Source organism: Plantibacter sp. MDV22-iso1 (assembly GCF_058408345.1).
Genome location: NZ_JBZVDY010000002.1, coordinates 518,113 through 543,085 on the forward strand (window position 1 = coordinate 518,113; position 24,973 = coordinate 543,085).

Annotated in this window: 22 protein-coding genes and 1 pseudogene; 12 read left to right on the top strand and 11 right to left on the bottom strand. The window is 69.5% G+C overall.

Annotated elements, in window-relative coordinates; translation table 11 throughout:
- Positions 1–34: 34 nt before the first annotated feature.
- From AC4PMY_RS13110 to AC4PMY_RS13120, 3 genes are all read right to left on the bottom strand, one after another.
- Positions 35–1,027: a hypothetical protein gene (locus AC4PMY_RS13110; RefSeq protein ID WP_491622920.1), complete on the bottom strand. Its 993-nt coding sequence runs from the start codon at positions 1,025–1,027 to the stop codon at positions 35–37.
- 79 nt (positions 1,028–1,106) lie between these two features.
- Positions 1,107–1,454, bottom strand: coding sequence for a GntR family transcriptional regulator (locus AC4PMY_RS13115; protein WP_064296756.1), 348 nt, complete (start codon positions 1,452–1,454; stop codon positions 1,107–1,109).
- A gap of 192 nt (positions 1,455–1,646) precedes the next feature.
- The gene (locus AC4PMY_RS13120; protein WP_079003355.1) at positions 1,647–2,462 is read right to left on the bottom strand and encodes a DeoR/GlpR family DNA-binding transcription regulator; all 816 of its coding nucleotides are present in this window, start codon (positions 2,460–2,462) and stop codon (positions 1,647–1,649) included.
- A 158-nt stretch (positions 2,463–2,620) separates the two neighbouring features.
- Between AC4PMY_RS13120 and AC4PMY_RS13125 the strand changes: the two genes are divergently transcribed.
- The 7 genes from AC4PMY_RS13125 (at position 2,621) to AC4PMY_RS13155 (ending at position 10,590) form a co-directional block, all read left to right on the top strand.
- Positions 2,621–3,937, top strand: a complete 1,317-nt coding sequence (locus tag AC4PMY_RS13125; RefSeq protein WP_491622921.1) for an alpha-glucosidase/alpha-galactosidase — start codon at positions 2,621–2,623, stop codon at positions 3,935–3,937.
- Positions 3,938–3,999: 62 nt separating this feature from the next.
- Positions 4,000–5,355, top strand: a complete 1,356-nt coding sequence (locus AC4PMY_RS13130) for an ABC transporter substrate-binding protein (RefSeq protein WP_491622922.1) — start codon at positions 4,000–4,002, stop codon at positions 5,353–5,355.
- Entirely contained in the window at positions 5,355–6,314 is a 960-nt protein-coding gene (locus AC4PMY_RS13135; RefSeq protein WP_064296759.1) for a carbohydrate ABC transporter permease, read from the top strand. Before AC4PMY_RS13130 ends, AC4PMY_RS13135 begins: the two co-directional genes overlap by 1 nt.
- Entirely contained in the window at positions 6,314–7,210 is an 897-nt protein-coding gene (locus AC4PMY_RS13140) for a carbohydrate ABC transporter permease (RefSeq protein ID WP_491622923.1), read from the top strand. Before AC4PMY_RS13135 ends, AC4PMY_RS13140 begins: the two co-directional genes overlap by 1 nt.
- Positions 7,211–7,327: 117 nt before the next feature.
- Entirely contained in the window at positions 7,328–8,500 is a 1,173-nt protein-coding gene (locus AC4PMY_RS13145; protein WP_491622924.1) for an SIS domain-containing protein, read from the top strand.
- 2 nt (positions 8,501–8,502) lie between these two features.
- Entirely contained in the window at positions 8,503–9,468 is a 966-nt protein-coding gene (locus tag AC4PMY_RS13150) for an N-acetylglucosamine kinase (RefSeq protein ID WP_491622925.1), read from the top strand.
- A gap of 237 nt (positions 9,469–9,705) precedes the next feature.
- A complete protein-coding gene (locus tag AC4PMY_RS13155) occupies positions 9,706–10,590 on the top strand; it encodes a DUF2268 domain-containing putative Zn-dependent protease (protein ID WP_071258565.1) in 885 nt (294 codons plus the stop codon).
- Between the two features lie 12 nt (positions 10,591–10,602).
- On the opposite strand, the gene AC4PMY_RS13160 is transcribed toward AC4PMY_RS13155, so the two are convergent.
- Together AC4PMY_RS13160 and AC4PMY_RS13165 are read right to left on the bottom strand one after the other, a co-directional pair.
- Positions 10,603–11,409 (bottom strand): MerR family transcriptional regulator, encoded by an 807-nt coding sequence (locus tag AC4PMY_RS13160; RefSeq protein WP_491622926.1) that lies wholly within the window; start codon positions 11,407–11,409, stop codon positions 10,603–10,605.
- Between the two features lie 424 nt (positions 11,410–11,833).
- On the bottom strand, positions 11,834–14,926 hold the full coding sequence (locus AC4PMY_RS13165) for a lamin tail domain-containing protein (RefSeq protein WP_491622927.1): 3,093 nt from the start codon (positions 14,924–14,926) through the stop codon (positions 11,834–11,836).
- A gap of 166 nt (positions 14,927–15,092) precedes the next feature.
- On the opposite strand from AC4PMY_RS13165, the gene AC4PMY_RS13170 reads away from it, so the two are divergent.
- Complete coding sequence (locus AC4PMY_RS13170) at positions 15,093–15,929, top strand: dienelactone hydrolase family protein (protein WP_491622928.1); 837 nt, start codon at positions 15,093–15,095, stop codon at positions 15,927–15,929.
- 38 nt (positions 15,930–15,967) lie between these two features.
- The gene (locus AC4PMY_RS13175; protein ID WP_491622929.1) at positions 15,968–16,345 is read left to right on the top strand and encodes a bleomycin resistance protein; all 378 of its coding nucleotides are present in this window, start codon (positions 15,968–15,970) and stop codon (positions 16,343–16,345) included.
- 44 nt (positions 16,346–16,389) lie between these two features.
- Here AC4PMY_RS13175 and AC4PMY_RS13180 read toward each other — a convergent pair whose 3' ends face one another.
- Both AC4PMY_RS13180 and AC4PMY_RS13185 read right to left on the bottom strand, forming a co-directional pair.
- Positions 16,390–17,712, bottom strand: coding sequence for a GNAT family N-acetyltransferase (locus AC4PMY_RS13180; protein ID WP_491622930.1), 1,323 nt, complete (start codon positions 17,710–17,712; stop codon positions 16,390–16,392).
- A gap of 59 nt (positions 17,713–17,771) precedes the next feature.
- Positions 17,772–18,581, bottom strand: coding sequence for a MerR family DNA-binding transcriptional regulator (locus AC4PMY_RS13185; RefSeq protein WP_491622931.1), 810 nt, complete (start codon positions 18,579–18,581; stop codon positions 17,772–17,774).
- A 152-nt stretch (positions 18,582–18,733) separates the two neighbouring features.
- Between AC4PMY_RS13185 and AC4PMY_RS13190 the strand changes: the two genes are divergently transcribed.
- Positions 18,734–19,912: a Fic family protein gene (locus AC4PMY_RS13190; protein WP_491622932.1), complete on the top strand. Its 1,179-nt coding sequence runs from the start codon at positions 18,734–18,736 to the stop codon at positions 19,910–19,912.
- A gap of 98 nt (positions 19,913–20,010) precedes the next feature.
- On the opposite strand, the gene AC4PMY_RS13195 is transcribed toward AC4PMY_RS13190, so the two are convergent.
- The gene (locus AC4PMY_RS13195) at positions 20,011–21,180 is read right to left on the bottom strand and encodes a glycine C-acetyltransferase (protein WP_491622933.1); all 1,170 of its coding nucleotides are present in this window, start codon (positions 21,178–21,180) and stop codon (positions 20,011–20,013) included.
- A gap of 49 nt (positions 21,181–21,229) precedes the next feature.
- Positions 21,230–22,342, bottom strand: coding sequence for an L-threonine 3-dehydrogenase (gene tdh, locus AC4PMY_RS13200; RefSeq protein ID WP_491623091.1), 1,113 nt, complete (start codon positions 22,340–22,342; stop codon positions 21,230–21,232).
- A 160-nt stretch (positions 22,343–22,502) separates the two neighbouring features.
- Here tdh and AC4PMY_RS13205 point away from each other — a divergent pair.
- Both AC4PMY_RS13205 and AC4PMY_RS13210 read left to right on the top strand, forming a co-directional pair.
- Positions 22,503–23,348 (top strand): annotated as a pseudogene (locus AC4PMY_RS13205) (LysR family transcriptional regulator); the annotation flags it as partial.
- Positions 23,349–23,381: 33 nt separating this feature from the next.
- Positions 23,382–23,822: a VOC family protein gene (locus AC4PMY_RS13210; protein ID WP_491623092.1), complete on the top strand. Its 441-nt coding sequence runs from the start codon at positions 23,382–23,384 to the stop codon at positions 23,820–23,822.
- Here AC4PMY_RS13210 and AC4PMY_RS13215 read toward each other — a convergent pair.
- Together AC4PMY_RS13215 and AC4PMY_RS13220 are read right to left on the bottom strand one after the other, a co-directional pair.
- Complete coding sequence (locus tag AC4PMY_RS13215) at positions 23,794–24,198, bottom strand: hypothetical protein (protein WP_491622934.1); 405 nt, start codon at positions 24,196–24,198, stop codon at positions 23,794–23,796. The two genes, AC4PMY_RS13210 and AC4PMY_RS13215, sit on opposite strands and share 29 nt — an antisense overlap.
- A gap of 224 nt (positions 24,199–24,422) precedes the next feature.
- Entirely contained in the window at positions 24,423–24,884 is a 462-nt protein-coding gene (locus AC4PMY_RS13220) for a hypothetical protein (protein ID WP_491622935.1), read from the bottom strand.
- Between the last annotated feature and the right edge of the window lie 89 nt (positions 24,885–24,973).

Below are 24,973 nucleotides of genomic sequence, written 5' to 3' on the forward strand. Positions count from 1 at the left end.
AGGTTCGACGTCCGCTTCGTCACGCGGTGCAACGTCAGGCGCGCGATCCGGCTCGGGCGACGAGCGCCTGCAGGAGTGCGGCGGGTTCCTCAGGGTCGTCGATCGTGATCGCGAACTGCTTGCCGGAGGTGCTCGTGACGACGAGTCCGGGCCCGGAGCGCAGCACGACGGCCGAGCGACCGGGCATGATCCGGTAGCCCCAGCCGCCCCAGTCCATCGGGCGGATGTCGGTGGCCTCGACGACGTCGACCTGGTCGAGGGGGATGCGCTTCATGGGGATACCGAAGAGGGAGACGACGCGGAGGCCGCGCCAGTCGACGCTGATCCGGAGGCGGATGAACGAAGCACAGAGGAGGGTCGCGACAGCGAGGATCGACAGACCGAACATCGCGACGCCCGACTCGCCGCGCAGCAGGATCGGCGTGTAGGCGACGGCGCCGATCGCGACGAGTGCGAGGGTGAGCCAGAGGAACAGCAGGGCCGTGACGCTCCGACTCCAGGCACCGACCTCGGTCTCGCCGAGGTCCATCGGCGCGGGCCGAGCGGCTGCCCCGGCGAGCAGCGGCTGAGCCGGCAGGATCATGGCGGGGATCACGCCCCAGAGCGAGCACGCGGCGAGGGGGACGACCCACCACCCGAGGACGGCACCGTCGACCGAGCCGGCCTGCAACGTGAGCCACGTCGGGATGACCCAGACGGAGGCGGCCGACCCGGCGGCGATACCGATGAAGAGGACGATCATGCGCTTGGTCCGCATGCCGGGCCGCGGGAGGGCGAGCAGGATGGCCGCTGCGATAGCGGCGACGGACGCGATGATGAACGTCACGAGGAAGACGCGCGCGGCGGGCATGGAGTCGTCCGGTGCGCCGGTGCCCGACCAGTGCGAGGCGACGTCGGCCGGGATCGCATCGCCCCAGACGAGCCGCGTGAGTGCGATCGCGATCGCCGGGACGGCCATGGCGAGGCCGGCCAGGACGATTCGTCCGCGCGCTGGTGCTGCCGGTGGCGGTGTGGTGGTGTCGTGCATGTGCTCCCCCTGAGCTGCTGAGGTGGTCTGACCGCCGGTGTCCTCGGCCGACGTGGTCGTGCGGTGGCGTCGGCGATCGTCAGGTGCGTTCGATCATCCGGCTGAGGTCGTTCGGGGTGATCCCGAACTTGCGTGCCTCGGTGACGAGTTGGGCGACGAGTTCGTTGACCCGGACGAGGCCCGGGGCTGCGTCCTCGTTCACCCACGCGCCGCGGCCCTGTCGCATCCCGATGAGTCCGTCGTCGCGAAGCTCTCCGTAGGCGCGGAGGACCGTGTGCATGTTGATCTGCAGTGCTCGGGCGAGGTCGCGAGCAGGCGGGAGGCGCTCCCCCGGCGCGAGCGCTCCCGTCGCGATACCGGAGCGCACCTGCACCGCGATCTGCTCGGCGAGCGAGACCGCGGAGGTGGGATCGACGCGGAACAACATGTTTGCAATGGTACTAGAACAATGCTGCCTGCGCCCGCGACATCTGTGGGGTTGAGGTCGGCGCGGTGCGCTGACGCGAGTGTGCGCCACTCGGCGCGGGCGCACCCCACGACCGTGAGCGCGCCCCTCCGGAGACCCGCGCTCACGTCAGCGCACCGCGCTGGCACCAGCCACAGCGGAGGGAGGGACGGGTCAGAGGGCGACGACGTGGACCGCGATGTCCGCGGCCGCGAGGCGCTCGAGCTCATCGGGGTCGGCGGAGGAGTCGGTCACGAGGTCGTGGATCTGCCCCAACTCGGCCATGCGCGCGAGTGTGACCCGCCCGACCTTCGAGCCGTCGGCGACCACGATGACCCGCTGCGCGTGCCGCACCATCGCCAGGTTCGTCCGAGCCTCACGCTCGTCGTGCGTCGTCGCACCGCCCTGCGCACTGATGCCGTCGGTCCCGAGGATCGCGGTACCCACGTTGATCGCACTGAAGGTGTTCTCGGCGAGCGCCCCCACCGCCTCGAACGACGTCGACCGCACCAGCCCGCCGGTCATGATCACCTGCAGGTTCGGCCGGGAGGCGATCTCGGTCGCCGTCGTGAGCGAGTTCGTCACGATCGTCAGCTCCGACCGGTTCGACAGCTCCTTCGCGACCGCCGCGGTCGTCGTGCCACCGCTCAGGGCGATGGCGTACGGCCCCGCGGGGATCATCTCCGCCACCCGCATCGCGATCCGCCGCTTCGCCTCACGGAACTGCGTGTCACGGAACCTGACCGGCACCTCGTCGCGTGCCTCGATCGCGCGAGCGCCACCGTGGGTGCGGAGGACGAGTCCGAGGTCGTCGAGGTCGGCCAGGTCGCGCCGGATCGTCGGCGCCGAGACCTGGAGCCGCTCGGTGAGCTCGTCGATCGAGACCACGACGTCGTCGACGGCGAGCAGCGCGAGGATGTCGCGCATCCGCTGGCTGCGCTTGCCCGACGGCGCATGTCGAGACAGTTCCGCCGCTGTGGGTGCTCGCATCACTGCCTCCGTCCTCGGGTGCTTCGTCGACCGACTCGCCAGAGCTCGACCGCCGCACCCGCCGCATCCCGCACCAGATGCTCAGCGAAAGTGAGCATTTGAGTCGATTTCCGATCAAGTTCTTGCTCGGTTCGATCACTGTAGTCGATGATCACTCCATGACACGAGTGACTTTCATCGGGGCGGGCAGCGTCGTCTTCACCCGCCAACTCATCGCCGACCTCCTCCGCTACCGCGACCTCGCCGGCCTCGAGATCGTCCTGCACGACATCGACCCCGAACGCCTCGCCGTGGCCGAGGGCACCGCCCGCCACGTCGACGAAGGCCTCGACGGCCGGGCGACGATCACGGCGGAGTCCGACCGTCGTCGCGCTCTCGCCGGCGCGGACTTCGTGATCAACATGGTCCAGGTCGGCGGCATCCGCGCGACCGTCTCCGACCTCGAGATCCCGGCAGCGCGCGGTCTCCTGCAGACCATCGGTGACACCACCGGCGTCGGCGGCGTCTTCCGCGCCCTCCGCACCTTCCCGCTGCTCTCTGCCCTCACCGCCGACATGCGGGAGATCTGCCCCGACGCCCACCTCCTGAACTACACCAACCCGATGGCGATGAACATCTGGTGGGCGTCGGTCGTCGCCCCCGACATCAGCGCGATCGGCCTCTGCCACAGCGTGTTCTGGACGGTCAACGACCTCTGCGAGCTCGTCGGCGTGCCGATCGAGGGCACGAGCTACCGCGCCGCCGGCGTCAACCACCAGTCGTGGTTGCTCGAGTGGACCCACGAGGGCCGCGACCTCTACCCGGCCCTGCGCGACCGCATCCGCGAGGACCCGGAGCTCAGCCGCCGCGTGCGCGTCGAGATGTTCCGCCGCATCGGCTACTACCCGACCGAGACGAGCGAGCACTCCTCCGAGTACCTGTCGTGGTTCCTCCGCTCCCCCGAGCAGGTCGAGCGCTTCCGCCTCCAGCCGCTCGAGTACCTCGGCATCAGCGAGGAGAACGTCGCGGAGTTCGAGGCGACGAAGGCAGCCCTCGCGGCCGGGACCCCGCTGACCCTCGAAGACGAAGCGAGCGAGTACGCCCCGCAGCTCATCCACTCGCTCGTGACCGACACCCCGCGACTCATCCACGGCAACGTCGTCAACCGCGGCCTCATCGACAACCTGCCGCAGGGCGCCGTCGTCGAGGTCCCCGTCCAGGTCGACGGGAACGGCATCGCCCCGCAGCCCATGGGCGCCCTGCCCGTGCAGTGCGCCGCGCTCAACCGCCCCTACGTCTCGGTCGCCGAACTCACGATCGAGGCCGCTCGCACCGGTGACCCGACCCTCATCCGGCAGGCGGTCCTGATGGACCCGAACGCCTCGTCCACCCTCACGCCCGAGCAGATCTGGGAGCTGTGCAACGACCTCGTCGCCGCGCACGGCGAGCTGCTGCCGGAGCCGCTGCGGGAGATCATCCCCGCCGACCGCATCTGACCGACCCGAAGCACCGCAGACCCGCACCGTTCCCGAACGATCGACACAGGAGACGACCACCGATGTTCCCACCCCGTTCCACGATCCACGCTTCCACCTCACCGCACGCCCGCCGCGCACGTCGCCTCATCACCGCGACCGCCGTCCTCGCCGTCGGAGCGCTCGCACTCTCCGGGTGCGCCGGCGGATCGTCCGGTGCCACGACGCTCGACAAGGACGCGAAGGTGAAGCTCACCTTCTGGACCGGGCAGGCCGACGCGGCCCAGCAGATCCTCACCGGTCTCGTCGACGACTTCGAGAAGCTGCACCCCAACGTGACCATCGACGTGTCCTCGGGCGCGCCGTCCACGGAGGACCTCCTGCAGAAGCTCTCCGCGAGCTTCGCGGGCGGCAACTACCCCGACGTCTCGTACGCCTTCGGTTCCTGGGCGAGCCGACTCGAGGCGTCCGGCCGCACCCTCGACATCACCGACCAGGTGGCGGAGCCAGACGTGAAGTGGGACGAGTTCTCCGAGGCGGCCCGGAAGACGGTGCAGCCGACCGGCGAGAAGACGATCGGCTTCCCCGCCGTGGTCGACAACATCTCGCTCCTGTACAACACGACCGTGTTCGACGCGGCCGGCGTCGACTACCCCACGGCCGACTGGACCTGGGACGACTTCCGCGAGGCGTCGAAGCAGCTCACCGACCCGTCGACGAACACCTACGGCTACGCATACTCGGTGTCGGGCAGCGAGGAGACGACCTGGCAGTTCTGGCCGCACCTGTGGCAGAACGGCGGGTCGATCATCTCCGACGACGCCAAGACGGCCGAGTTCGCCTCGGACGCGGGCGTCGACGCGCTGACCTTCCTCCGCGACATGGCGGTCGACGACAAGAGCGTCTACCTCGACCAGACCGACACGAAGTTCGGCGACCTGTTCGCCAGCGACCGCATCGGCATGATCACCTCCGGTCCGTGGCAGCTGTCGACCCTGCAGACGAAGGGCACCAAGTACGGCGTCACCGTCCTCCCCGGCACCGACGGCGACCACCAGACCGTCTCCGGCCCCGACGTGTGGGCGCTGTTCGACCACAAGGACAAGAACCGCGAGTACTGGGCGTACGAGTTCACGAAGTGGCTGACCGACTCGGAGCAGGACCTCAAGTGGAACGTCGCCTACGGCAACCTCCCGCTGCGGTCGAGCGAGATCGACACCCCCGAGTTCCAGGCGCAGGTGGCTCAGCTGCCCGGCCTCGACGTGATGGCCGAGAACGGCGTGAACGCGAAGCAGGCCCGCCCGACCGTGCCCGGCTACGTCGGCCTGTCGGAGGCCATCGGCAAGGCGATCTCCTCGGTGCTGCAGGGCCAGGGCGACCCGAAGCAAGCCCTCGAGGATGCCGCGAAGGCCGCCGACGACGCCCTGGCGGAGGACTGATGTCCACGGTCACAGGACGCGACACGACCCCCAGGACGGAGCCGGAGCGACCCGAACGTCTCCCGGCTCCGTCTCGGCGAGGCAAGAACCGACTTCGCGACAACCTCACCGGGTGGGGCTTCGTCGCCCCGGCGATGCTCATCGTGCTGGGCCTGTCGATCTTCCCCGCGATCTGGGCGTTCTTCCTGTCACTCCAGAAGTGGGACGGGTTCAGCGAGCCGGAGCAGGTCGGGCTGGAGAACTACGCCAGCATGATCGGCAACGACGAGCTGCAGGCGGCCGTCGTCCACACGGTCGTCTACACGCTCCTGTTCGTCCCGGCGTCGCTCGGACTCGGACTCTTCCTCGCCGTGGCCCTCAACCGCCGGATCCGCTTCATCGGCGTCTACCGCACGGCGATCTTCGTCCCCTTCGTCGCCTCCGCGGCCGCGACCGGCATCCTGACGACCTACCTCTTCAACCCGCAGTTCGGGCTCCTCAACACCGTGTTCCGGTTCCTCGGACTCCCGGCGCAGGGCTGGCTCGAGGACCAGGGGCAGGCGATGGTCGTCATCACGATCATGTCGCTCTGGGGGCAGGCGGCGTTCACGACCGTCATCTACCTGGCTGCCCTGCAGGACATCCCCTCCGAGCTGCTCGAGGCGGCGCGGATCGACGGCGCGAACGCCTGGCAGTCGTTCTGGCGCATCACCTTCCCGCAGCTCGGACCGGTAACCGTGTTCGTCGCCATCTGGCAGTTCATCCAGGCGATCCAGCTGTTCGACCTCGTGTACACCACCACGAGAGGCGGCCCGCTCGGCGCCACCCAGACGATCGTGTTCTACCTCTGGGACGCGGCGTTCAAGCAGTTGCAGTTCGGGTACGGTTCCGCGGTCGCCTACGGGCTCTTCGTGGTGACACTCATCGCCACGATCGGTGTCGTCCTGTACTCCCGCCGCTCCAACGTGGAGGCATTCTGATGACCGTCCTGACCACCCCACCACGCGGTGACGCCGCCACCGGCAAGCCGTCCGTGACCGCCCCGCCCGCTGAACGACGCACCCGTCGGCGCTTCAGCCTTTGGCACCTCGTGCTCGCGCCGATCGCGATCATCTTCGCGATCCCGTTCGTGCAGATGTTCATCACCTCGGTGACGCCGGAGTCGGAGATCAACACCTATCCGCCCCGCATCCTCCCCTCGCACATCACCTTCGACGGGTTCGCGAAGCTCTTCTCCGAGTCGAACATCCTGCTCTGGCTGGGCAACACGGTCATCGTATCGACGGTCGCGGTCCTGTCCCACCTCGTGCTCTGTTCGCTCGCCGGCTACGGGTTCGCGCGCCTGAAGTTCCGCGGCAAGACGATGGGCTTCCTCATGATCGTCGCGACGATCATGATCCCGACGCAGCTGCTGATGATCCCGACCTACATCCTGTTCTCCCGGATCGGGCTCATCGACAGCCTCGGGGCGGCGATCGTGCCGTGGCTGGCGTCGGCGTTCGGCATCTTCCTCATGCGGCAGTTCTTCCTGTCGCTGCCGGCGGAGCTCGAGGAGGCCGCGCTCATCGACGGCTGCACCCGCCTGCAGGTGTTCTTCCGGGTGATCCTGCCGCTCGCGAAGCCCGCGCTGGCGACGCTCGCGATCTTCACCCTGCTGGGCTCGTGGAACGACCTCGTCTGGCCGCTCATCGCGATCAACAACGACCAGGCCTTCACGCTGCAGCTCGGCATCACGAACTTCCAGGGCGCGCGCCGCACCGACTGGGCGCTCCTCATGGCCGGCAACGTCGTCGCCACGCTCCCGCTGATCGTGTTCTTCCTCTTCGCCCAGAAGCAGTTCGTGGCCACCATGACCTTCTCAGGCCTCAAGGGGTAGGCACCGATCCCGGCGTGGCAGGATCGCCTCCATCGCCGCGAGAGCGCGTCACACGCTGAACCAACTCCGATACCTCGCAACTTCCCCTCATCACCTCGACCCACCCCAGGAGCAACCGTGTCCATCACCACCATCGTCGGTTCGGAAGCCACCGTCCGCGAGATCACCCAGCAGCCCGACGTCTGGCTCGAGGCGTCGACGGGGATCGCCGCCCGACGCGAGGAGATCGACGCGTTCCTCGCACCGCTCCTCGCCCGACCCGAGCTGCGGATCGTCCTGACCGGTGCGGGGACCTCTGCCTTCATCGGCGAGATCGCGGCACCCGCCCTGACCCGGACGCTCCGTCGCCGGATCGACGCCGTCGCGACCACCGACATCGTCTCCAACCCGCAGGAGTCGTTCGCCGAGGACGTCCCGCTGCTCCTCGTGTCGTTCGCGCGCTCCGGCAACAGCCCGGAGAGCGTCGCCGCGACGGAACTCGCCGACCAGCAACTCGCCGAGGTGCACCACCTGGTGATCACGTGCGACGAGACCGGCGAGCTGTACCGACGCCACCACGAACGCTCGTCGTCGCTCACCGTGCTCATGCCCCGGCGATCCAACGACGAGGGCTTCGCGATGACGTCGAGCTTCAGCTCGATGCTGCTCTCGGTGCTCCTCATCCTCGGCGGCGCGGACGACGCCGCGGTGCAGGCGCTCGCGTCCGGCGCGACGACGATCCTCGACCACCGCGAGGTGGACATCCGCGCGCTCGCCAACGAGGGCTGCGAACGCGTCGTCTACATCGGCAGCGGCCCGCTCACCGGTCTGGCCCGGGAGTCGGCGCTCAAGCTGCTCGAGCTGACCGCCGGACGGATCGTCACCTACTACGACTCGGCGCTCGGGTTCCGTCACGGTCCGAAGGCGGTCGTCGACGACAGCACGCTCGTCGTCGTCTACCTGTCGTCCGATCCGTACACGCGGCGGTACGACCTCGACATCGTCGCCGAACTGCGCGAGACGCTCTCGCCGGAGCGCGTGATCGCGATCTCCTCCGAGCCCGTCGCCGATGCGACGGCGTACGACTGGGTGCTGCCCGAGCTCGCCGGCCTCGATGACGCGCAGCTCGCGATCGGCTACGTGCTCGTCGCGCAGCTGCTCGGCCTGTCCTACTCGCTGCAGCTCGGTGCGACCCCGGACAACCCGTTCCCGAGCGGCACGGTAAACCGCGTCGTGCAGGGGGTCCGGATCCACGAGTTCGACGGCGTCGACGACGCTCGGAGTGTCGCCGCTCAGCTGCAGGAGCAGTAGTCGTGGCGCGGTACCTCGGCGTCGATGGTGGCGGGTCGAAGACGGCCTTCGTGCTGCTCGACGACGCAGGACGGGTGCTCGCGGAAGCGAGGACGGCCAGCTGCTACTACTTCGACGAGGGGATCGAGCTGGTCGGTCGCATCCTCACCGAGGGTGTCTCGGAGGTGTGCCGGCAGGCGGATGTCACCACCGCCGACATCGATCAGGCCTTCTTCGGCCTTCCCGGGTACGGCGAGGTGAGTTCCGACATCGCCCACCTCGATGCGCTGCCGCGCGACGTGCTCGGCCATGACCGGTTCTCCTGCGACAACGACATGGTGTGCGGCTGGGCCGGATCGCTCGGCGCCGTCGACGGCATCAACGTCATCAGCGGCACGGGCTCGATGACGTACGGCGAGCGCCGTGGCCGGGGGCACCGGGTCGGCGGCTGGAGCGAGCTGTTCGGTGACGAGGGGTCGGCGTACTGGATCGCCGCCCGCGGCTTGAACGCCTTTACGCGGATGAGCGACGGCCGCCTGCCACGCGGTCCGCTCGCCGAGCTGGTGCGGGCGCGAGTCGGGATCACGAGCGACCTCGACGTGATCGACGTCGTCATGAACCGGTGGAAGGGTCAGCGGGGCCGCATCGCGGACCTCGCGAAGACGGTCGTCGCGGCCGCGGACCAGGGTGACGAGGTCGCCGTGCGCATCCTGGCCGACGCGAGCGGGGAGCTGGCGGAGATCGTCAAGGCGACGCGCGTGGAGCTCGGTTTCAGCGGCGACGAGGTCGTTCCGGTGTCGTACTCGGGCGGGGTGTTCTCGGCCGAGGCGGTGCGGTCGGGTTTCGAGCAGGCCATCGCGGCGCTGCCCGCCCGGTACGAACTCCGGACCCCGCTGTTCGGTCCGGCGATCGGCGCCGCGCTGTACGCCGCGAAGCGCGCCGGGTCACCGCTCTCGCCCCAGGCGCTCGAGGTGTTGCGCTCACGGTAGCCCGCTCCTCCGCCCGCCGTCGCCTTGGGCCAGCGCGGTGCGCTGACGCGACCGCGGGCCTGACGCGCGAGCGCGGGTCTCCGGAGGGGCGCGCTCACGCGCACGGGGCGCGGTCACGCCGGTTGTGCAGCGACCACACCGGGCACGCCACACTCGCGTCAGCGCACCGCGCTGGCGCGAGGATGGGCTACTTGGAAGCTTGACCCTCACGCGGCGTGAGGCTTTAGCGTCGGCACCATGACGATCACGATCCTCGACACCGCCAGCGGCATGCGTTCCGTTCTCGACGCACCGGAAGCCGATCGACCCGCGCGACTCCGCGCCATGCTCGAGCCCGTCGCCGACATGTACCGGTACTTCCCGGGCGAGGTCGACCTGCTCGCCATGCACTCGATGGGCTCGGGATTCCCGATCGATCGGAGCCGGGATCGGGTCGTCGACGCCCTAGACCGGCTCGTCGCGGCGGACGCGTGGGGACGGATCTCACGGGCGCTCGACGCGGCGGTCACCACCCAGCTCGCGGCGGTGCCGACCCTCGTGGTCCCCGACATCACCGTCCTGCTCGTCCTCGGCGACCCGGACGACACCTACTTCATGGAGTCGATCCGCGGATTCATCGGCAACGGCAGCGCGACCGGGTTCATCTCCCTCATCCTCTGGCCGACGGAGGAGAACCTCGCCCGCCTCGAGGCGGCCGCCGTCCACGAGCTCAACCACAACCTGCGGTACGCGCCGGGTGGGGTGGTGTGGGATCCGGCGACCGTCGTGGTCGGAGAGCAGGTGGTGTCGGAGGGGCTCGCGGACGCGTTCGCCCGGCAGCTGCACGGGCCGTCCGGCTACACGCCGATCGGTGTCGCGCACCTCGACGACGACGCGGTGTTCGACCGGGTCGTCGAGGGTCTCGACGTCGGAGGGATGCAGCACTTCGTCTCGTGGGTGCACGGTGACGAGGCCGCGCTGCGATACGGGGGCGAGCCGGTCGGTCTGCCGATGGGTGCCGGGTATGCAGCGGGCAACCGTCTCGTGGACGCGTATCTTGCGGCGACCGGGTCGACCGCGGCCGAAGCGTTACACGTCCCGAGCGCGACGATCATCGAGGCGGCACTCCGCGAGCTGGGCTGAGGCGGTTCGCCCTCACTCCCAGACGGCGGTCTCGGGGTCCACGCCGTGGCTACGCGCGTTCGCGTCGATGACGTGTGAGAGCCACGCGGCGAGGCCGGTCTCGATCCGGTCGTAGGTGTCGGCCATGCCGGGCTCGGTGAGCGCGAGACGACCGATGATCACGTGCATGGACGGCGTGCAGTGGAAGTACTCGCCGAGGGCGACGCGATGCCGTTCGGCGAGGGTGTTCGCCGTCTCGCTCCCGGCGACGACACCGGCGCGCTTGGCCTCGGCGAGTTCGTCGACCAGGTCGCGCATGGGTCCGACCAGCGCACGCCAGTCGTCCGACGTACGAGTCGCGGACCGCTCGGCGTACTCGGCCCACTGTGCGGAGTCGCCCCAGCGGGCGCGGGCCGTCTCAGCCATCGTGGGGTTCCAGTCGTCGCCGAACACCGCCTGGCGCTCATCCTCGGGGACGAGCACGCCGACCTCGTCGGCTTCGAGCAGGCAGTCGACGGACCGGGCGACGGCTTCGAGTCGGTTGATGGTGTCGCCGAGTTCGCGCCGACGCCGTGTGAGCTCCGCCCGTCGTTCGGCGGCCGGAGCGTTGAGGAGGGTGGGGATGCGAGCGAGCGGGACACCGAGGTCGCGGAGGAGCACGACGCGTCGGAGGCGGGCGATGTCGACGGGCAGGTACGAGCGGTAGCCGCTCCGGTTCCTTCCGGACGGCTGCGCGACGCCGATCTCGTCCCAGTGGTGCAGCGTCCACACGCTGACGCCGATCTCGGCCGCCGCCCGACCGACGGTCACACCACCCTCGGCCCTCCCGTGCTCGTCCATCCCCCCAGCATCGCACCCGGGTCCGACCTGCGTCCTCTGCCCTCTGCCAGCGCGGTGCGCTGACGCGAATGCACCCGACCCGGCCCGAGCGCGCCCCACACCCGCGAGCGCGCCCCTCCGGAGACCCGCGCCCACGCGCCAGACCCGCGCTCGGCCCCAGCGCACCGCGCTGACACCGGTACCGAACTCGCCAGCGCGGTGCGCTGGCGTGAGTGTGCCCCCTCGGCGCGAGTGTGCATCTCCCGGCGTGGGCGCGCCCCACACCCGCGAGCGCGCTCCTCCGGAGACCCTCGCCCACGCGCCAGACCCGCGCTCACGTCAGCGCACCGCGCTGGCAACACCACCACCCACCGGGCTGGAGCGACGGGTGACGCGAACGGCCCCGGGAGCTGTGTGCTCCCGGGGCCGTCGGACGTTCAGACGATCAGGCCGCCCGGCGACGCTCACGCATCGCGACGAGGACTCCACCGAGGAGGACCAGCAGGACCCCCGCGCCGATCGTGCCGAACGGCAGCTCCGTCCCGGTCGTCGCGAGCGCCCCACCCGACGCCGCGCCGTCGACGCTCGTCCCGTCGGCCGCGACGATCCGCACCTCGGTCCAACCGATGAGCGAGCCGTCCGCCGCGTAGACCGCGACCCGGTGGTCGCCCAGCGTCGCGTCGGCCGGGATCGTCGCCAGCAGGTCAGCGGCGGCATTCGTCGTACCGGCGGCGATCCGCGCCGGCGTCGAGTACAGCCACACCTCGACGGCCGTCGCGGCGAAGCGGTCCTCGAGGCCGACCGTCACGGTCTCGCCCCGCCGCACCGTGTCCGCCAGCGTGATGGCACCACGGTTGGCCTCGGTGAGGCTCGTCCCGGGAAGCGGCGTGATCCCACCGGTCGGCGGCGTCACGGGCGGCGTGGTCGTTCCGGGCAGCGACCCGAGACGCAGGGCCTCGGAGGCGTAGCCGTCGGCGAACCAGTACACGGGACGCTCACCGTCGACCGACAGGGATGCCGGTGCGGTCGCGAAGCCCTCGTTGTTGAGGTCGGGCAGGCCCGCCGGACGCTCGACCTGAGCGATCCCGGGCTGCTCGGTCCCGTTCAGCGTGATCTGCGCACCGGTGCCCGCGCAGCCGTCGTCGCACACGGCCCACAGCACGCCGAGCGTCGTGTCGTAGTCGAGCGCCATGACCGCCGGGAGGCCCGGGTCGATCGTCGAGATCAGCGTGGCCGAGCCGTCGGCGTTCAGTGCGAACGCGTAGACGTCGCCGGTGTCCTCGACGCCGACGAAGAACAGTCCGTCGCCGTGGCCCGCGTAGCTCGCCGGGTCGTACGTCGCCTTCGTGTTGTCGTCGAAGAGCTTGCCGGCGAGATCGCCGTCGGCCACCCACTCGACGGCCTCGACACCGAGGTTCGCACCGACCGTCGGCAGCAGGGCCGTGAGGTCCCACTCCTGGGAGGCGACGACGTCGGGGCCGGGCGCGTTCGGGTCGACCTTGAGCACGGCGTTGAGCGTCGTGCCCTTCACGCTGTTGTCGCGCTCGACACCGACATAGACGGAACCTGCGCCGTCGACGGTGATGCCTTCGGTGTCGGGGCCGGCAGCGGCGGGGTTCGACGCGTCCTTCTGGAAGCGGGCGCGCTTGCCGTTCTCCCAACCGTCGACGAACGAGACCGAACCGTCTGCGGCGATCGCGAGCTTCCAGAACGAGCCGGTGCCGTTGTCGACCGCCCAGAGGAACGCGCCGTCGGCGGTGACCTGGGTGTCGAGTCCTGAGCTGTCCTCGAGGAACATCGGCGTGGTGTCGAGCACCGTCACGTCGGGCGAACCGGGCCACGGACCGACCGGGATCTCACCGGCGCAGACGTTGGCCGTGCCCTTGGTGGCCTCGGCCGTCGCAGCGAAGGCGCCGGCCGCGTCGGGGCAGCGTCCCCAGGTGTTCGCCGGGTGGCCCTCGCCCCAGGTGGTCGAGTCGAGCAGGGCGTCGCCCTCGAAGAGACGGACCGTGTCGCCGCCGCCGAGCCCGAAGCCGAGGGCTGCGCGCTCGATGACGAGGTAGCCGCCGGCCGCGATGCTCGTGCCGGTGGGGATGGCGTAGGCGTGGGTGTCGTCGTCGTCCTTCACGACGATGCCGGAGACGTCGAGCGCCGCGGTCGTCGGGTTGACGAGCTCGATCCAGTTGTCGGGCGATCCGCCGTCGGACTCGACCTCGTTGATGCGCACCGGGTTACCGCAGGCGTTGCGCAGGCCCTTAGTGGAGACGGCCGTGTCGACGAACTCCCCCGTGCCGTCCGGGCAGCGCGCGAAGACGCCGTCCGCGTGAGCCGCGTAGCTGTACTCGGCGACCGTCGCGCCAGCGGCGTTCCGCACGGTGGTGGTGTCGCCGTTGCCGAGCCCGAACGCGAAGTTCACATTCTGGTCGAAGACGAAGTACGCGCCGGGCTCGAGGATCGTGCCCGCGGGCAGCGGGGTCGTGTCGGCGGCGTGGCCCACCGGGTCGTTGTCCATGAGTGTCCAGCCGGAGATGTCCAGCGCGGTCGCCTCGAGGTTGACGATCTCGACCCAGTCGGTCGTGTCCTTGTTCGACTCGACCTCGTTGATCGCGACGTTCGGGAGGACGCAGTCGTTCGCGGCACCCTTGGTGATACGTGCGAGCGTGAAGTCGCCTTCACCGTCGGGGCAGCGGGCGAGCGTGGCGGCGATGAAGTCACCGTCGATGGCCGCGTGGCCGCTCCACGTTCCCGAGCGGTCGATGAGGGTGCCGGTCGCGTCGAACAGGCGGATCTCGTCGGCGCTGCCGATGCCGATCGGGTCACGGAACGCGCCCTGCGTCTCGGTGCCGCCGACCAGGCCGATCGTCGCCTCGTCGACCACGAGGAACTCACCGGGGGCGATCGACGTGCCAGGCAGGAACTGCCAGCGGTGATCGTCGGAGTTGTCGCGGATCTCGTAACGCGAGATGTCGAGGGCCGTCGTGCCGGGGTTGAAGAACTCGACCCAGTCGGACGGCTGGGAGTCGATCTCGTTGATGCGGATCGCACCGTCGGTCTCCGGGACCCCGGGTGTGGTGAAGACGTTCGCGGCGCCCTTCGTCGACTCGGTGGTCTCGGCCCAGCCGGCGCGGTCGGCGGTGACACCGTAGGTGACCGGGGCGTGTGCGGTCCACGAGTATTCGTCAACGATCGCGGCGGTCGGATCGAACAGCCGGACCGAGTCGTCCTTGCCGAGACCGAAGCCGAACTGCGTGTCGTCGATGACGAGGAACGCGCCGGGCTCGACGACGGTGCCGGCCGGGAAGGCGTAGGGCTTGTCGTCCTTGTTGTCCTTCACGACCCAACCATCGAGCGTGACGGCGGTCGTCGCGGTGTTGGTGAACTCGATCCAGTCACCGGGGACGCCGTCGGAGGACTCGATCTCGTTGATCTGGAGCCCCGGCGCTGGGGCGGCGATGGCGGCGGCTGGCGTCGCGATGAGGGCGGTCGCACCGATGGCGCACGCGGCGGTCATCGTCAACACGCGGTTGAGGCGGGGCATGGGTCTCCAGGGCACGAAGGGACGGGGATCGTGTCCCATCCCATCGGCGCGGGGTGGCCGGGTGGAGGAGCGGGGGTGACCGGGAGGTGAACGACAGGTGGCTTCCCAGGCGGGACGTGCCACGATCCAGCAGATCTGACGCAGCGACCAGGACTACGCTCACCCCATGACCGACGACGCGACCACCGACACCGCTCCACGCGCAGACCTCACCGGCTGGGTGCGGACCCCGTTCACCGGCGGCGGCGTCACGCACGACCGCTTCGAGAAAGGGTCCGGGCCGGGTGTCGTCCTCATCCCCGAGCTGCCCGGACTCACGCCCGAGGTCCTGGGGCTCGCAGAGCATCTCGTCTCGGAGGGCTTCACCGTCGCGATCCCGTCACCGTTCGGGACGCCCGGACACGAGGGGACCATCGGCTACACGCTCGCCAGCGTCAGCAAGGTCTGCGTCTCCGCTGAATTCAAGGCGTTCGCGACCGGCGCCCACCGCCCCGTCGCCGACCACGTCCGGGCACTGGCCGCCGACCTTGCGGCCCGCACGCCTGGTCCTGGCGTCGGCGTCATCGGCATGTGCTTCACCGGCGGTTTCGCGCTCGCGGCGGCCGTCGACGAGCACGTCCTCGCTTCCGTCATGAGCCAGCCGTCCACGCCGTTCCCCGTCAGCCGGGCGCGCCGCATCGACCCCGGGATGTCCGCCGCCGAGTTCGACGCCGTCGCAGCCCGTGCGGCTCAGGGCTCGGTCTGCGCACTCGGCCTCCGATTCAGCGAAGATCGGGCCGTCCCGCGGGAGCGCTTCGCCACCATCGCGGCCAAACTCGGCGACGCGTTCGAGGTCATCGAACTCGACTCCTCCCCCGGCAACGCCGCCGGCTTCTCGAAGACCGCGCACTCGGTCCTCACCGGCGAGGTCCGCGAGCGCGACGGCCACCCGGCGTTCGAAGCACGCAAGCGCGTGGTCGCCTTCCTCCGCGAACGACTCGCGACACCGACCACGGCGGCATGACCTTCCCAGCCGTCCGACACGCTGCGATCATCGACTCCATGACCTCGACACGACACGACCGCGCGACACCGAATCTGCCGTCACGCAACTTCGACGCGACGGAGACGTTCTACTCGGCGTTCGGCTTCGAGCGCACGTTCCGAGACGAGGGCTGGCTGATCCTCGTCCGCGGCGGCCTGCAGCTCGAGTTCTTCCCAGCACCCGACCTCGACCCGGCGTCGAGCAGCTTCATGTGCTGCCTGCGTGTGGCCGACGTCGACGAACTCTACGACGCCATCCGACGGTCGGGCGTCCCGGAACGCACGACCGGAGCGCCGCGACTCCACCCGGTCCGGATGCAGGACTGGGGCCTCCGCGCCGGATTCCTCATCGACCCGGACGGCACGCAACTCAGCCTCATCGAGCAGCGCGACTGATCCGCGACGGCACGTTGTCCGCCGGTCGCTGCTCGGGACCGCCCTTAGAAGAAGGTGATTCCGTGCGGCGCGCGCAGCGTCTGGAGCATCGATCGCAGCAGGAGCGGCGCTGCTGGGTCGGCCGCCTGCAGCACCCCGGCTGCGGCGAGCGACACCGGGGAGACCGCGCCGAGCAGGAGCGAACCGAGGTCGGCCACGTCGAGCGCGAGGTCGGCGCCGGCAGCGTCGGTCTCGTCGCTCAGCTTCGTAGCCGTGCCGCGGCCACCGGTCACCTCGAGGCGGAAGGTGCCCGCCGCGTAGCCGAGCGCGTCGGTGACGGCGATCGTCAACGTGCCGTCGACCGCGAACGGACGCGAGGCGAAGACGGCCGGGAGGTCGAGGACGCGCAGCCACACGTGATCCTCTTCGTGCTCGATGTCGTAGGCGCGGTTGTCGCCGAGGGCCGAGACGATCGGGTCGTCGAGCCTGGCACGGTTGTACTTCACGACGTCGTTGAGGTCGATGGAGAGCAGGAACTCCCACAACGACAGGTAAGCCGCGTCGGTCGCGTAGACGAGGTCGATGATCTCGATGCCAGTCTGTCCGCCGGGCTGCTCGACCATGCGCCACGTGACGTAGCCGTCGACCTCTTCGCCGTCGGCGGGACGGTGCACTGCGGCGCGGGTGTCCTTCGCCGGTTCACCATCGCGACCCAGCGTGCCGAGGACCAGCGGCCACGACCCGGTGTTGCGGACCATGGACCCGATCGAACGCTCGTCGAAGCGATCGAACACCTGACGCGCGACGCCGTCGACCAGGTACTCGGGGGTGACGACCGACACGATGCCGCTCGTCGGCGCGAGGAACGGCAGGGCCTTCGCGCGCTTCACGACGACGTTGCGCTCACGGATCGCGGAGCCGAATCCGAAGCGACGGTAGATCGTGCCCTCGCTGGCGGTGAGGGCCGCGATCGCATAGCCGTCGGCGACGCCGCGCTCCAGAGCCTGCGTCATCATGCGGCGCAGGATGCCGCGGCGTCGTTCGGTCGGGCGGACCGTGACGTCGGAGATCGCCTGCGTGTTGATGCTGGTGCCGTCGCCCCAGCTGAGCGTCTTCGGGAACCAGGAGAAGGTGCCGGCGGGCCAGGTCTCGTCGACCGAACCGGGCTGCGGCTTGCGGACGTAGGCGCCGAGCAGCACCGCTTCGTCGGCGATGAGGTCGTTCACCTTGCGCTTGCGCGCCTCCGGCTTCGGGGTGGGCTCGTGGAAGCCGAACCCGATGGCGTCGAGCGCCGCGAGGCTCTCGGGCGTCGGTTCGCCGTCGGCCCCGTTCGCGAACGGGAACTCACGGAGCTCGTAACGGGCGTCGAAATCTTTGCTGTTGGCCACGAGTCCACCCTAACGACCCGGCCTGACACACCCCCGGGAAGCGCGTTGGGACCGCGACCTCACGGCAGGGTGATCGACACCTCGACCGTGTACTCGTCGGCGGTCTGGCCCAGCACCCGCTGCCGGAGCTCGGTGGTCGGCATCGTGGTCCCCCGCTCCGCGATCGCATCGAAGAGTGCGACCACCGCGGGGTGCGTCGATCCCTCCGGGAGCTCGACGCCCGGTTCGGGTCGCCAGACCGCGGCGAGTTCGGCCCGCTCGGGCAGTACGTCGACCGTGGTCTCGTCACCACCCCACGTCGGTTCGAGCTGCGACGAGGTCGGCCAGCAGCAGACGATCTCGACCGCCCCCTGCTCACCCGGTCGGAGCGCGGTCCAGAACGGCCCCGTCGGCCCGACGCCGGCCTCCTGCACGGCGACGTAGAGCTGCGAGAACTGCTCGTTCGCGTCGTCATCGGTCACCGAGTCCTCGTCGCCGCGCGGCACGGTGAGCACCCGGCCGACGTAGGGCTGGGGAGGGAGGGAGCGTTCGACGATCTCGACCGGTGCCGCGAGTGACGCGACGACCGCGCGGGCCTGTGCGAAGGCGTGGTCCTCCTGCTCCCGCTGCTCCAGGACGAGGCGGTGGTGCACGTCGATCGCGGTCGACGGATCCGCGCCGGCGACGGTCACGCCTACGGCGGCGAGCGGGACGCCGGCGTCGCGGAGTGCCTTCACGATCACGCCGGAACGCACCTGCTCCTCGCCGTAGCGGCGGTAGCCGGAGTCGGGATCGACCTCGGCTGGAACCAGCACGCCCTTCTCGTCGTAGTGGCGGAGCGCCTTCACGCTCAACCCGGTCATGCCTGCGAACTCTCCGATGTGCAACATGTTTCAAGCATCCCGTCTCCCCCTACGGGAGGGTCAACTCCGGTCCGAGCGGCCTTGAAGTTGCACCTAACAGGTTTCTTAGTGAAGGATAAGCGACTAAACTTCACTAAGAGCCCTTGTGACTGCAACTTGGGCCGATTCAGGAGGGGATGATGACGACAGCCGTCGCGTATGAGCAGCGGCCCTGGCAGTCGCGCATCGCCCCCGACGCGTTGCCGAAGCGCCAGCGACTACTCCTCGCACAGCCATACGACGCCGCGGTCCCGCCACAGATCGCCGATCTCGACATCCGTCTGTCGGACGATCTCGTGGAGCTGCTGGGCGAAGCGCAGGAACGGATCATCCGTTTCGACAGCGAGGTCGGTCACGTCACCGCACCCTTCTCGTCGATCCTGCTGCGGAGCGAATCGGCGTCGAGCTCGCAGATCGAGAACCTGACGAGCAGCGCGAAGGCGATCGCCGAGGCCGAGTTGGATGAGCGCGACACCGGGAACGCGCCGCTTATCGTCGCCAATGTCCGAGCTCTCGAGGCGGCACTCGCGGCATCGGACGAGCTCTCCAACACGACGATCGTCGCCATGCAGGAGCAGCTTCTCGGCACATCGGCACCGGAGATCACCGGCCGGTATCGCGACGAACAGGTCTGGATCGGGGGCGGCAACTACAGCCCGCACGAGGCCGATTTCGTCCCGCCGCACCACGAGCGTGTACCGGCAGCGATGGATGACTTCATCGCCTACTCCCTCCGACCGGCACCCCTCCCGCTCGCTGCGATCGCCGTCGCTCACGCGCAATTCGAGACCATCCACCCGTTCCCCGACGGCAATGGGCGCACCGGTCGAGCGCTGGTGCAGGCCGCTCTCCGGCGAGTCGGGCTGACCAGCGGGGTCACTGTGCCCATCTCAGCCGGCATCCTGCAGCAGGGTGACGACTACTTCGCTGCACTCACCAGCTATCGGCAGGGCGACGTCGAGCCGATCGTCCGCGTGTTCGCCGATGGTGCGTTCCTCGCGATCGCCAACGGCCGGACGCTGGTGGAGGAGATCGAGAACATCCGGACGGCATGGCAGGAGGCCTTGCGCGACGTCCGCGCCGATTCGGCCGCGCATCGCATCACGGCACTGGCACTGGAACATCCGGTGATGAACAGTCGGCTCGTGCGCGAACATCTCGACGCCTCAGATCGCACGGTCTTCAACACCCTCGACACCCTCGTCGACCGTGGCATCCTCACGGTCGGCTCGTCGCGACAGCGGAACCGTCTCTGGACTGCGCCTCCGGTGCTCGCCGCCCTCGACGGGTTCGCTGCGCGCAGCATGCGGCGCGGTTGACGGGAGCCCCCTCAGCGGGCCGATGGCGAAGTCACGCTTGAGGTCGATCGACGGCCGCCCTCAGCGACGCCGATCACCCCGCCGAGTAGCCGCCGCACCTACCCCCGCGCCGCGACGAACGCCGCGACGCAGTCCTCGATGTCCTGCTCACTGTGGGCGGCACTGATCTGCACGCGGATGCGAGCCTCTCCGCGGGGCACCACCGGGAAGCTGAACGGGATCACGTAGATACCCTGCTCGAGCATCCGCGCCGCGACCTGGACCGCCTGCTGCTCGTCGTCGAACATCACCGGGATGATCGGGTGCGAGCCGTCGAGCAGACGGAAGCCCTCCGCGGTCATGCGAGCACGGAACAGGTCCGCCTTGCGGAACAGTCCCTCGCGCAGCTCGTCACCCTCCGCCGCGAGCTCCACGGCTCGACGTGCCCCGGCGACGAGCGACGGCGCCAGGCTGTTCGAGAACAAATACGGCCGGCCCGACTGCCGCAGCACGTCGACGATCTCCTGCTTCGCACTCACGTACCCGCCCGACGCACCGCCGAGCGCCTTGCCGAGGGTGCCGGTGAGGATGTCGACGCGGTCCTGCACGCCGAACAGCTCGGGCGTCCCGCGACCGCCCGAGCCGACGAACCCGACGGCGTGCGAGTCGTCGACGAGGACTAGCGCGCCGTAGCGGTCGGCGAGGTCGCAGATCTCGTCGAGCGGGGCGTAGAAGCCGTCCATCGAGAACACGCCGTCGGTGACGATCACGGTGCGGCGCGCCTCGGCGGCGTTCATGAGCTGCTGCTCGAGGTCCGCCATGTTGCGGTTGCGATAGCGCAGGCGACGGGCCTTGCTCAGGCGGATGCCGTCGATGAGCGACGCGTGGTTGAGCGCGTCGGAGATGATCGCGTCGTGCTCCCCGAACAGCGCACCGAAGACGGCCCCGTTCGCGTCGAAGCAGGAGGAGAACAGGATGGTGTCCTCCGTGCCGAGGAAGGCGCTCAGCTCCTGCTCGAGGTCACGGTGGATCTGCTGGGTGCCGCAGATGAAGCGGACACTCGCGAGCCCGTAGCCCCACTCGTCGAGCGCCTGCTTGGCCGCGTCGACGATCGAGGGCTCGTTGGCGAGGCCGAGGTAGTTGTTGGCGCAGAAGTTCCGCACCTGGCGACCGTCGATCGTCACGTGGCTGCCCTGGCGGGACGTGATCGCGAACTCGCGCTTCGTGAGGTCGTCCGCCTCGATGGCGTCGAGCTGGGCGCGCAGTTGGTTCTTGATGATGCCGTACATGTCGTCTCCTCGGGGTCGAGTGGGCGGTTGAGCTGAGTCTGGCGGTCGCTCAGGCGGCGGTCGCGGCGTGGGCGGTGACCGGTGCCTGTTCGTCGACGACGCCGGTGATGACGACGTCGCGGGTGTCGGTCCAGTCGATGAGCACCTTGCCGGCCGCTCCCCCGCGCGCGGTGTCGAAGGCGTCCTGCCAGGAGGCGAGCGGGAAGCGGGCGGTCACGAGCGACTCGAGGGCATGACGGAGCTCGGGGCTGTGGTCGACCATGGCGCTCGCGTGGTGCCAGGTGTCGAACATCTCGCGGCCGTAGATGCCCTTGATGGTGATCATGCGGGTGATGACCTTGGTCCAGTCGATCTCGATGTTGGTCGAGGGGAGACCGAGGAGCGCGACCTTGCCGCCGGTGTTGAGGTTCTCGATGAGCTCGCTCGCGGCGGCGGCCTGTCCGGACATCTCGAGGCCGATGTCGAAGCCCTCGAGCATGCCGAGCTCGGCCTGGGCGTCGGCGACCCGCTCCTTCGAGACGTCGACCACGCGGTCGGCGCCCACGGCGAGCGCCTTCTCGAGGCGGTCGGCGACGACGTCGGTCGCGACGATGTTGCGCGCCCCGGCGACCCGGCAGACGGCGATGGCCATGAGACCGATGGGGCCGCAGCCGGTGATGAGGACGTCCTCACCGAGGATCGGGAAGCTGAGGGCCGTGTGGACGGCGTTGCCGAGGGGGTCGAAGAGGGCACCGAGGTCGGGGGTGACCTGGTCGCCGTGGACCCAGACGTTGGTGGCCGGCAGGACGACGTACTCGGCGAAGGCGCCGTCGAGGTTGACGCCGAGGCCGCGGGTGTGACGGCAGAGGTGGCGGCGGCCGGAGCGGCAGTTGCGGCACGTTCCGCAGACGAGGTGGCCCTCGCCGGAGACCGCTGCGCCGATGGGGATCCCCTCGACGCGACTTCCGACCTCGACGACTTCGCCGGAGAACTCGTGGCCGGGGACGAGCGGGGCGTCGACAGCGCCGGCCGCCCACGGGTCCCACGACTCGATGTGGAGGTCGGTGCCACAGATGCCCGTGCGGTGGACGCGGATGAGGACGTCGTCCGATCCCATGGCCGGCATCGCGCGCTCGACGAGTTCGAAACCGGCGGTGTCGGGTCGTTTCCAGAGGGCGAGCAACGGCGTTCCTTCCTGCGGGAGCGGCGGCGGCCGGTGGTATCGGCTGACGCGGACGGGCGTCTTTGCGCTGTCCTGGTGACCAACGTAGTCAGATCGATCCGTCATGAATATTGAGGGTTTCCACGTGACCAGTTAGCTTGAGCTGATGAATCTCTCTCAGATGCGGATCATGCGCGAACTGGCCGAGCGCGGCACGATCGCGGCCGTCGCACGGCACTTGCATGTGACGGCGCCGGCGATCTCACAGCAGCTGGCCGCGCTGCATCGTGAGCTTGGCGTCGCGCTGACGTATCGGGTGGGGCGCGAGATCCGCCTGACCGAGGCCGGGATGGCGCTGGCCGAGATGGCGGGGACGGTGCACACGCTGATCGACCGCGCGGCCGAGACGGTGCGTGAGTACGGTGACGACGCGGGCGCGCGGGTGCGGGTGGCGGCGTTCCAGAGTGCCGGACAGGCGTTGCTGCCCGGGTTGCTGGAGGACACCGATGGCGGACCGGCACTGGTGTTCGGCGAGCACGATGTCGCGCAACCCGAGTTCGCCGAGCTCGTCGACCAGTACGACCTCGTCGTCGCGCACCGGATGGACCACGACGAGCCGTGGCCGTCGGAGCAACTGTCGGTGACGACGCTGTTGAGCGAGCCGTTCGACGTGGCGATGTCGGTGGATCATCCGCTGGCCGGTCGGCCGTCGGTGTCTGCTGTCGAGCTCGCGGACGAGTCGTGGATCGCCGCCCACGCGGGCTTCGCGCCGGACGTCGCGCTCGGGGTGGTCGAGGCGACGGCGGGCGTGCGGTTCCACCGCGCGCATCGGGTGAACGATTACCACCTGGCGGCGTCGCTCATCGTGGGCGGGCAGCTGCTGGCGCTGTTCCCGAGGTACACGGCGCCGCGGGCCGACCCGCGGCTGGTGCTGGTGCCGCTCAAGGACGTGCGGATCGCCCGCAACATCGACGTGCTCGCGCGACCGCACGCGCTGGCTCGGGTCGCGGTGGCGGGGACGTTGGAGCGATTGCAGGACGGAGCTGATGTGCTGCAGCGGGTGCGTCCGTCGTCGCCGGTCGGCCCCGGGCTGCACCACGTCGAGGTGTGGCTCGCGGACGTCGAGGCGGAGCGGGCGAGCTGGGCCTGGCTGCTGTCCCGTGTCGGGTTCGTCGCGGAGAGCGAATGGCCGGGCGGCGAGTCCTGGGGGGCCGGCGACACCTACGTCACGCTGACGGCGTCGCCGAACCTCAGCGCGGAGTCGCACGATCGGCGCCGTCCGGGCGTGAACCATCTCGCGTTCCGTGGCGGCACGCGGGAGGCCGTCGACGCGATCATGGCGACGGGCCCCGAGCACGGCTGGCGGCCGCTGTATCAGGATCGCTATCCGCACGCCGGTGGCGAGCAGCACTACGCGGGCTGGCTCGAGAACGAGGCGGGGTTCAAGGTCGAGGTGGTTGCGGGCCCTGGTCTCAGCGGGTCGCGGGCTGACGACGTCTGAGCAGCGCCGCCCGTATCTCGACGCTGACGATCGCGATGATGACCAGGCCGATGCAGCCGAGCCCGGTGATGGTGTTGCCGCTGAGCAGGAAGATTCCGCCGAGCCCGAGGCAGACGAGCAGGAGATCGTTGAAGCTCCCGGCCCGGGCGGTGACGGATAGGTCCCGCTCGAGACCATCCGACTCGTCGACCCGACTCTTCGCGAGGAGGTGCTCCCGGAGCATCTTGGACCCCAGGCCGGCCGAAATGACGATCACCGCATAGACCGTGCTGACGATCGGCGGCGGGACCTCCTGCCAGAGAATGGTCTGGACCAACCACGTCAGCAGAATGGCGCAAGCCACGGCCGCCGTGAAGATGTACCAGGGCCTACTCACCAGACTCCTCCCCTCACTGCGGATCGGCCGATGCCGAGCATCTCATCGACGCTAGGCGCAGCGTGAAGTGACGTCAATGCACTGGTGACATAAGCCACACGCGTTACCTGTGAGAGGAGCTGCTCTGCCGCTGATCACGCATCTCATGACGGTGCGGCGCAGGGGCAGCTCGCGAGAACCCCCACGCCAGCGGGTCCGCTCGGCGTCGGTGGTCGGTCGCCCCGTCACCGCTTGCCGAGATAGATCTCACTGGCACAGAGCGCAGCGACCTCTGGAAAGGTGAGGCCCGATTCGGAGGAAGCGAGCTCTGGCACGCACAAGATGACGTCCATCGGCTCGATACCGAGCCTGTCGGTGACGGCAAGGACCGAACTCCAGGCTCTGGAGAAGTTGTCGGTCGTGACCGGCGTACCGGTCGCGACCAGCGCCGCGGCAGTCGCCTGCTGCACTCGCTCGGAGGAGTACGAGCCGCCAACCACCTCGCGTGCTTGTTCTATGGGATCATCTGCAGCCTGCATCGAAGGACCGTCAGCTGGCGGCGAGTGCATCGACGACTGGCCGTCCGACTGGACGGCTGGAGGACGCGCTCCGCCCACGACAACGCTGACGACGACGATCGCGCCGATCGCCGCGATGATCGAGCACGCGATCAGAAACTGCCCCGCCGTGGTTTGCGTGAACTTCATCGGCGCGGGTGGGTCTCCCCCGGAATCCGTTTCGGGTAGCGGTTCAGACATGCGGAGCTCACCCCCCATCGGGTCAAGTCGGAGTGGTC

What these genes read in the sequence shown, in the direction of transcription:
- AC4PMY_RS13110 (WP_491622920.1), bottom strand. Translation starts at nt 1,027, where the DNA reads ATGCACGACACCACCACACCGCCACCGGCAGCACCAGCGCGCGGACGA.
- AC4PMY_RS13115 (WP_064296756.1), bottom strand. Translation starts at nt 1,454, where the DNA reads ATGTTGTTCCGCGTCGATCCCACCTCCGCGGTCTCGCTCGCCGAGCAG.
- AC4PMY_RS13120 (WP_079003355.1), bottom strand. Translation starts at nt 2,462, where the DNA reads ATGCGAGCACCCACAGCGGCGGAACTGTCTCGACATGCGCCGTCGGGC.
- AC4PMY_RS13125 (WP_491622921.1), top strand. Translation starts at nt 2,621, where the DNA reads ATGACACGAGTGACTTTCATCGGGGCGGGCAGCGTCGTCTTCACCCGC.
- AC4PMY_RS13130 (WP_491622922.1), top strand. Translation starts at nt 4,000, where the DNA reads ATGTTCCCACCCCGTTCCACGATCCACGCTTCCACCTCACCGCACGCC.
- AC4PMY_RS13135 (WP_064296759.1), top strand. Translation starts at nt 5,355, where the DNA reads ATGTCCACGGTCACAGGACGCGACACGACCCCCAGGACGGAGCCGGAG.
- AC4PMY_RS13140 (WP_491622923.1), top strand. Translation starts at nt 6,314, where the DNA reads ATGACCGTCCTGACCACCCCACCACGCGGTGACGCCGCCACCGGCAAG.
- AC4PMY_RS13155 (WP_071258565.1), top strand. Translation starts at nt 9,706, where the DNA reads ATGACGATCACGATCCTCGACACCGCCAGCGGCATGCGTTCCGTTCTC.
- AC4PMY_RS13160 (WP_491622926.1), bottom strand. Translation starts at nt 11,409, where the DNA reads ATGGACGAGCACGGGAGGGCCGAGGGTGGTGTGACCGTCGGTCGGGCG.
- AC4PMY_RS13165 (WP_491622927.1), bottom strand. Translation starts at nt 14,926, where the DNA reads ATGCCCCGCCTCAACCGCGTGTTGACGATGACCGCCGCGTGCGCCATC.
- AC4PMY_RS13170 (WP_491622928.1), top strand. Translation starts at nt 15,093, where the DNA reads ATGACCGACGACGCGACCACCGACACCGCTCCACGCGCAGACCTCACC.
- AC4PMY_RS13175 (WP_491622929.1), top strand. Translation starts at nt 15,968, where the DNA reads ATGACCTCGACACGACACGACCGCGCGACACCGAATCTGCCGTCACGC.
- AC4PMY_RS13185 (WP_491622931.1), bottom strand. Translation starts at nt 18,581, where the DNA reads ATGTTGCACATCGGAGAGTTCGCAGGCATGACCGGGTTGAGCGTGAAG.
- AC4PMY_RS13190 (WP_491622932.1), top strand. Translation starts at nt 18,734, where the DNA reads ATGACGACAGCCGTCGCGTATGAGCAGCGGCCCTGGCAGTCGCGCATC.
- AC4PMY_RS13195 (WP_491622933.1), bottom strand. Translation starts at nt 21,180, where the DNA reads ATGTACGGCATCATCAAGAACCAACTGCGCGCCCAGCTCGACGCCATC.
- AC4PMY_RS13220 (WP_491622935.1), bottom strand. Translation starts at nt 24,884, where the DNA reads ATGAAGTTCACGCAAACCACGGCGGGGCAGTTTCTGATCGCGTGCTCG.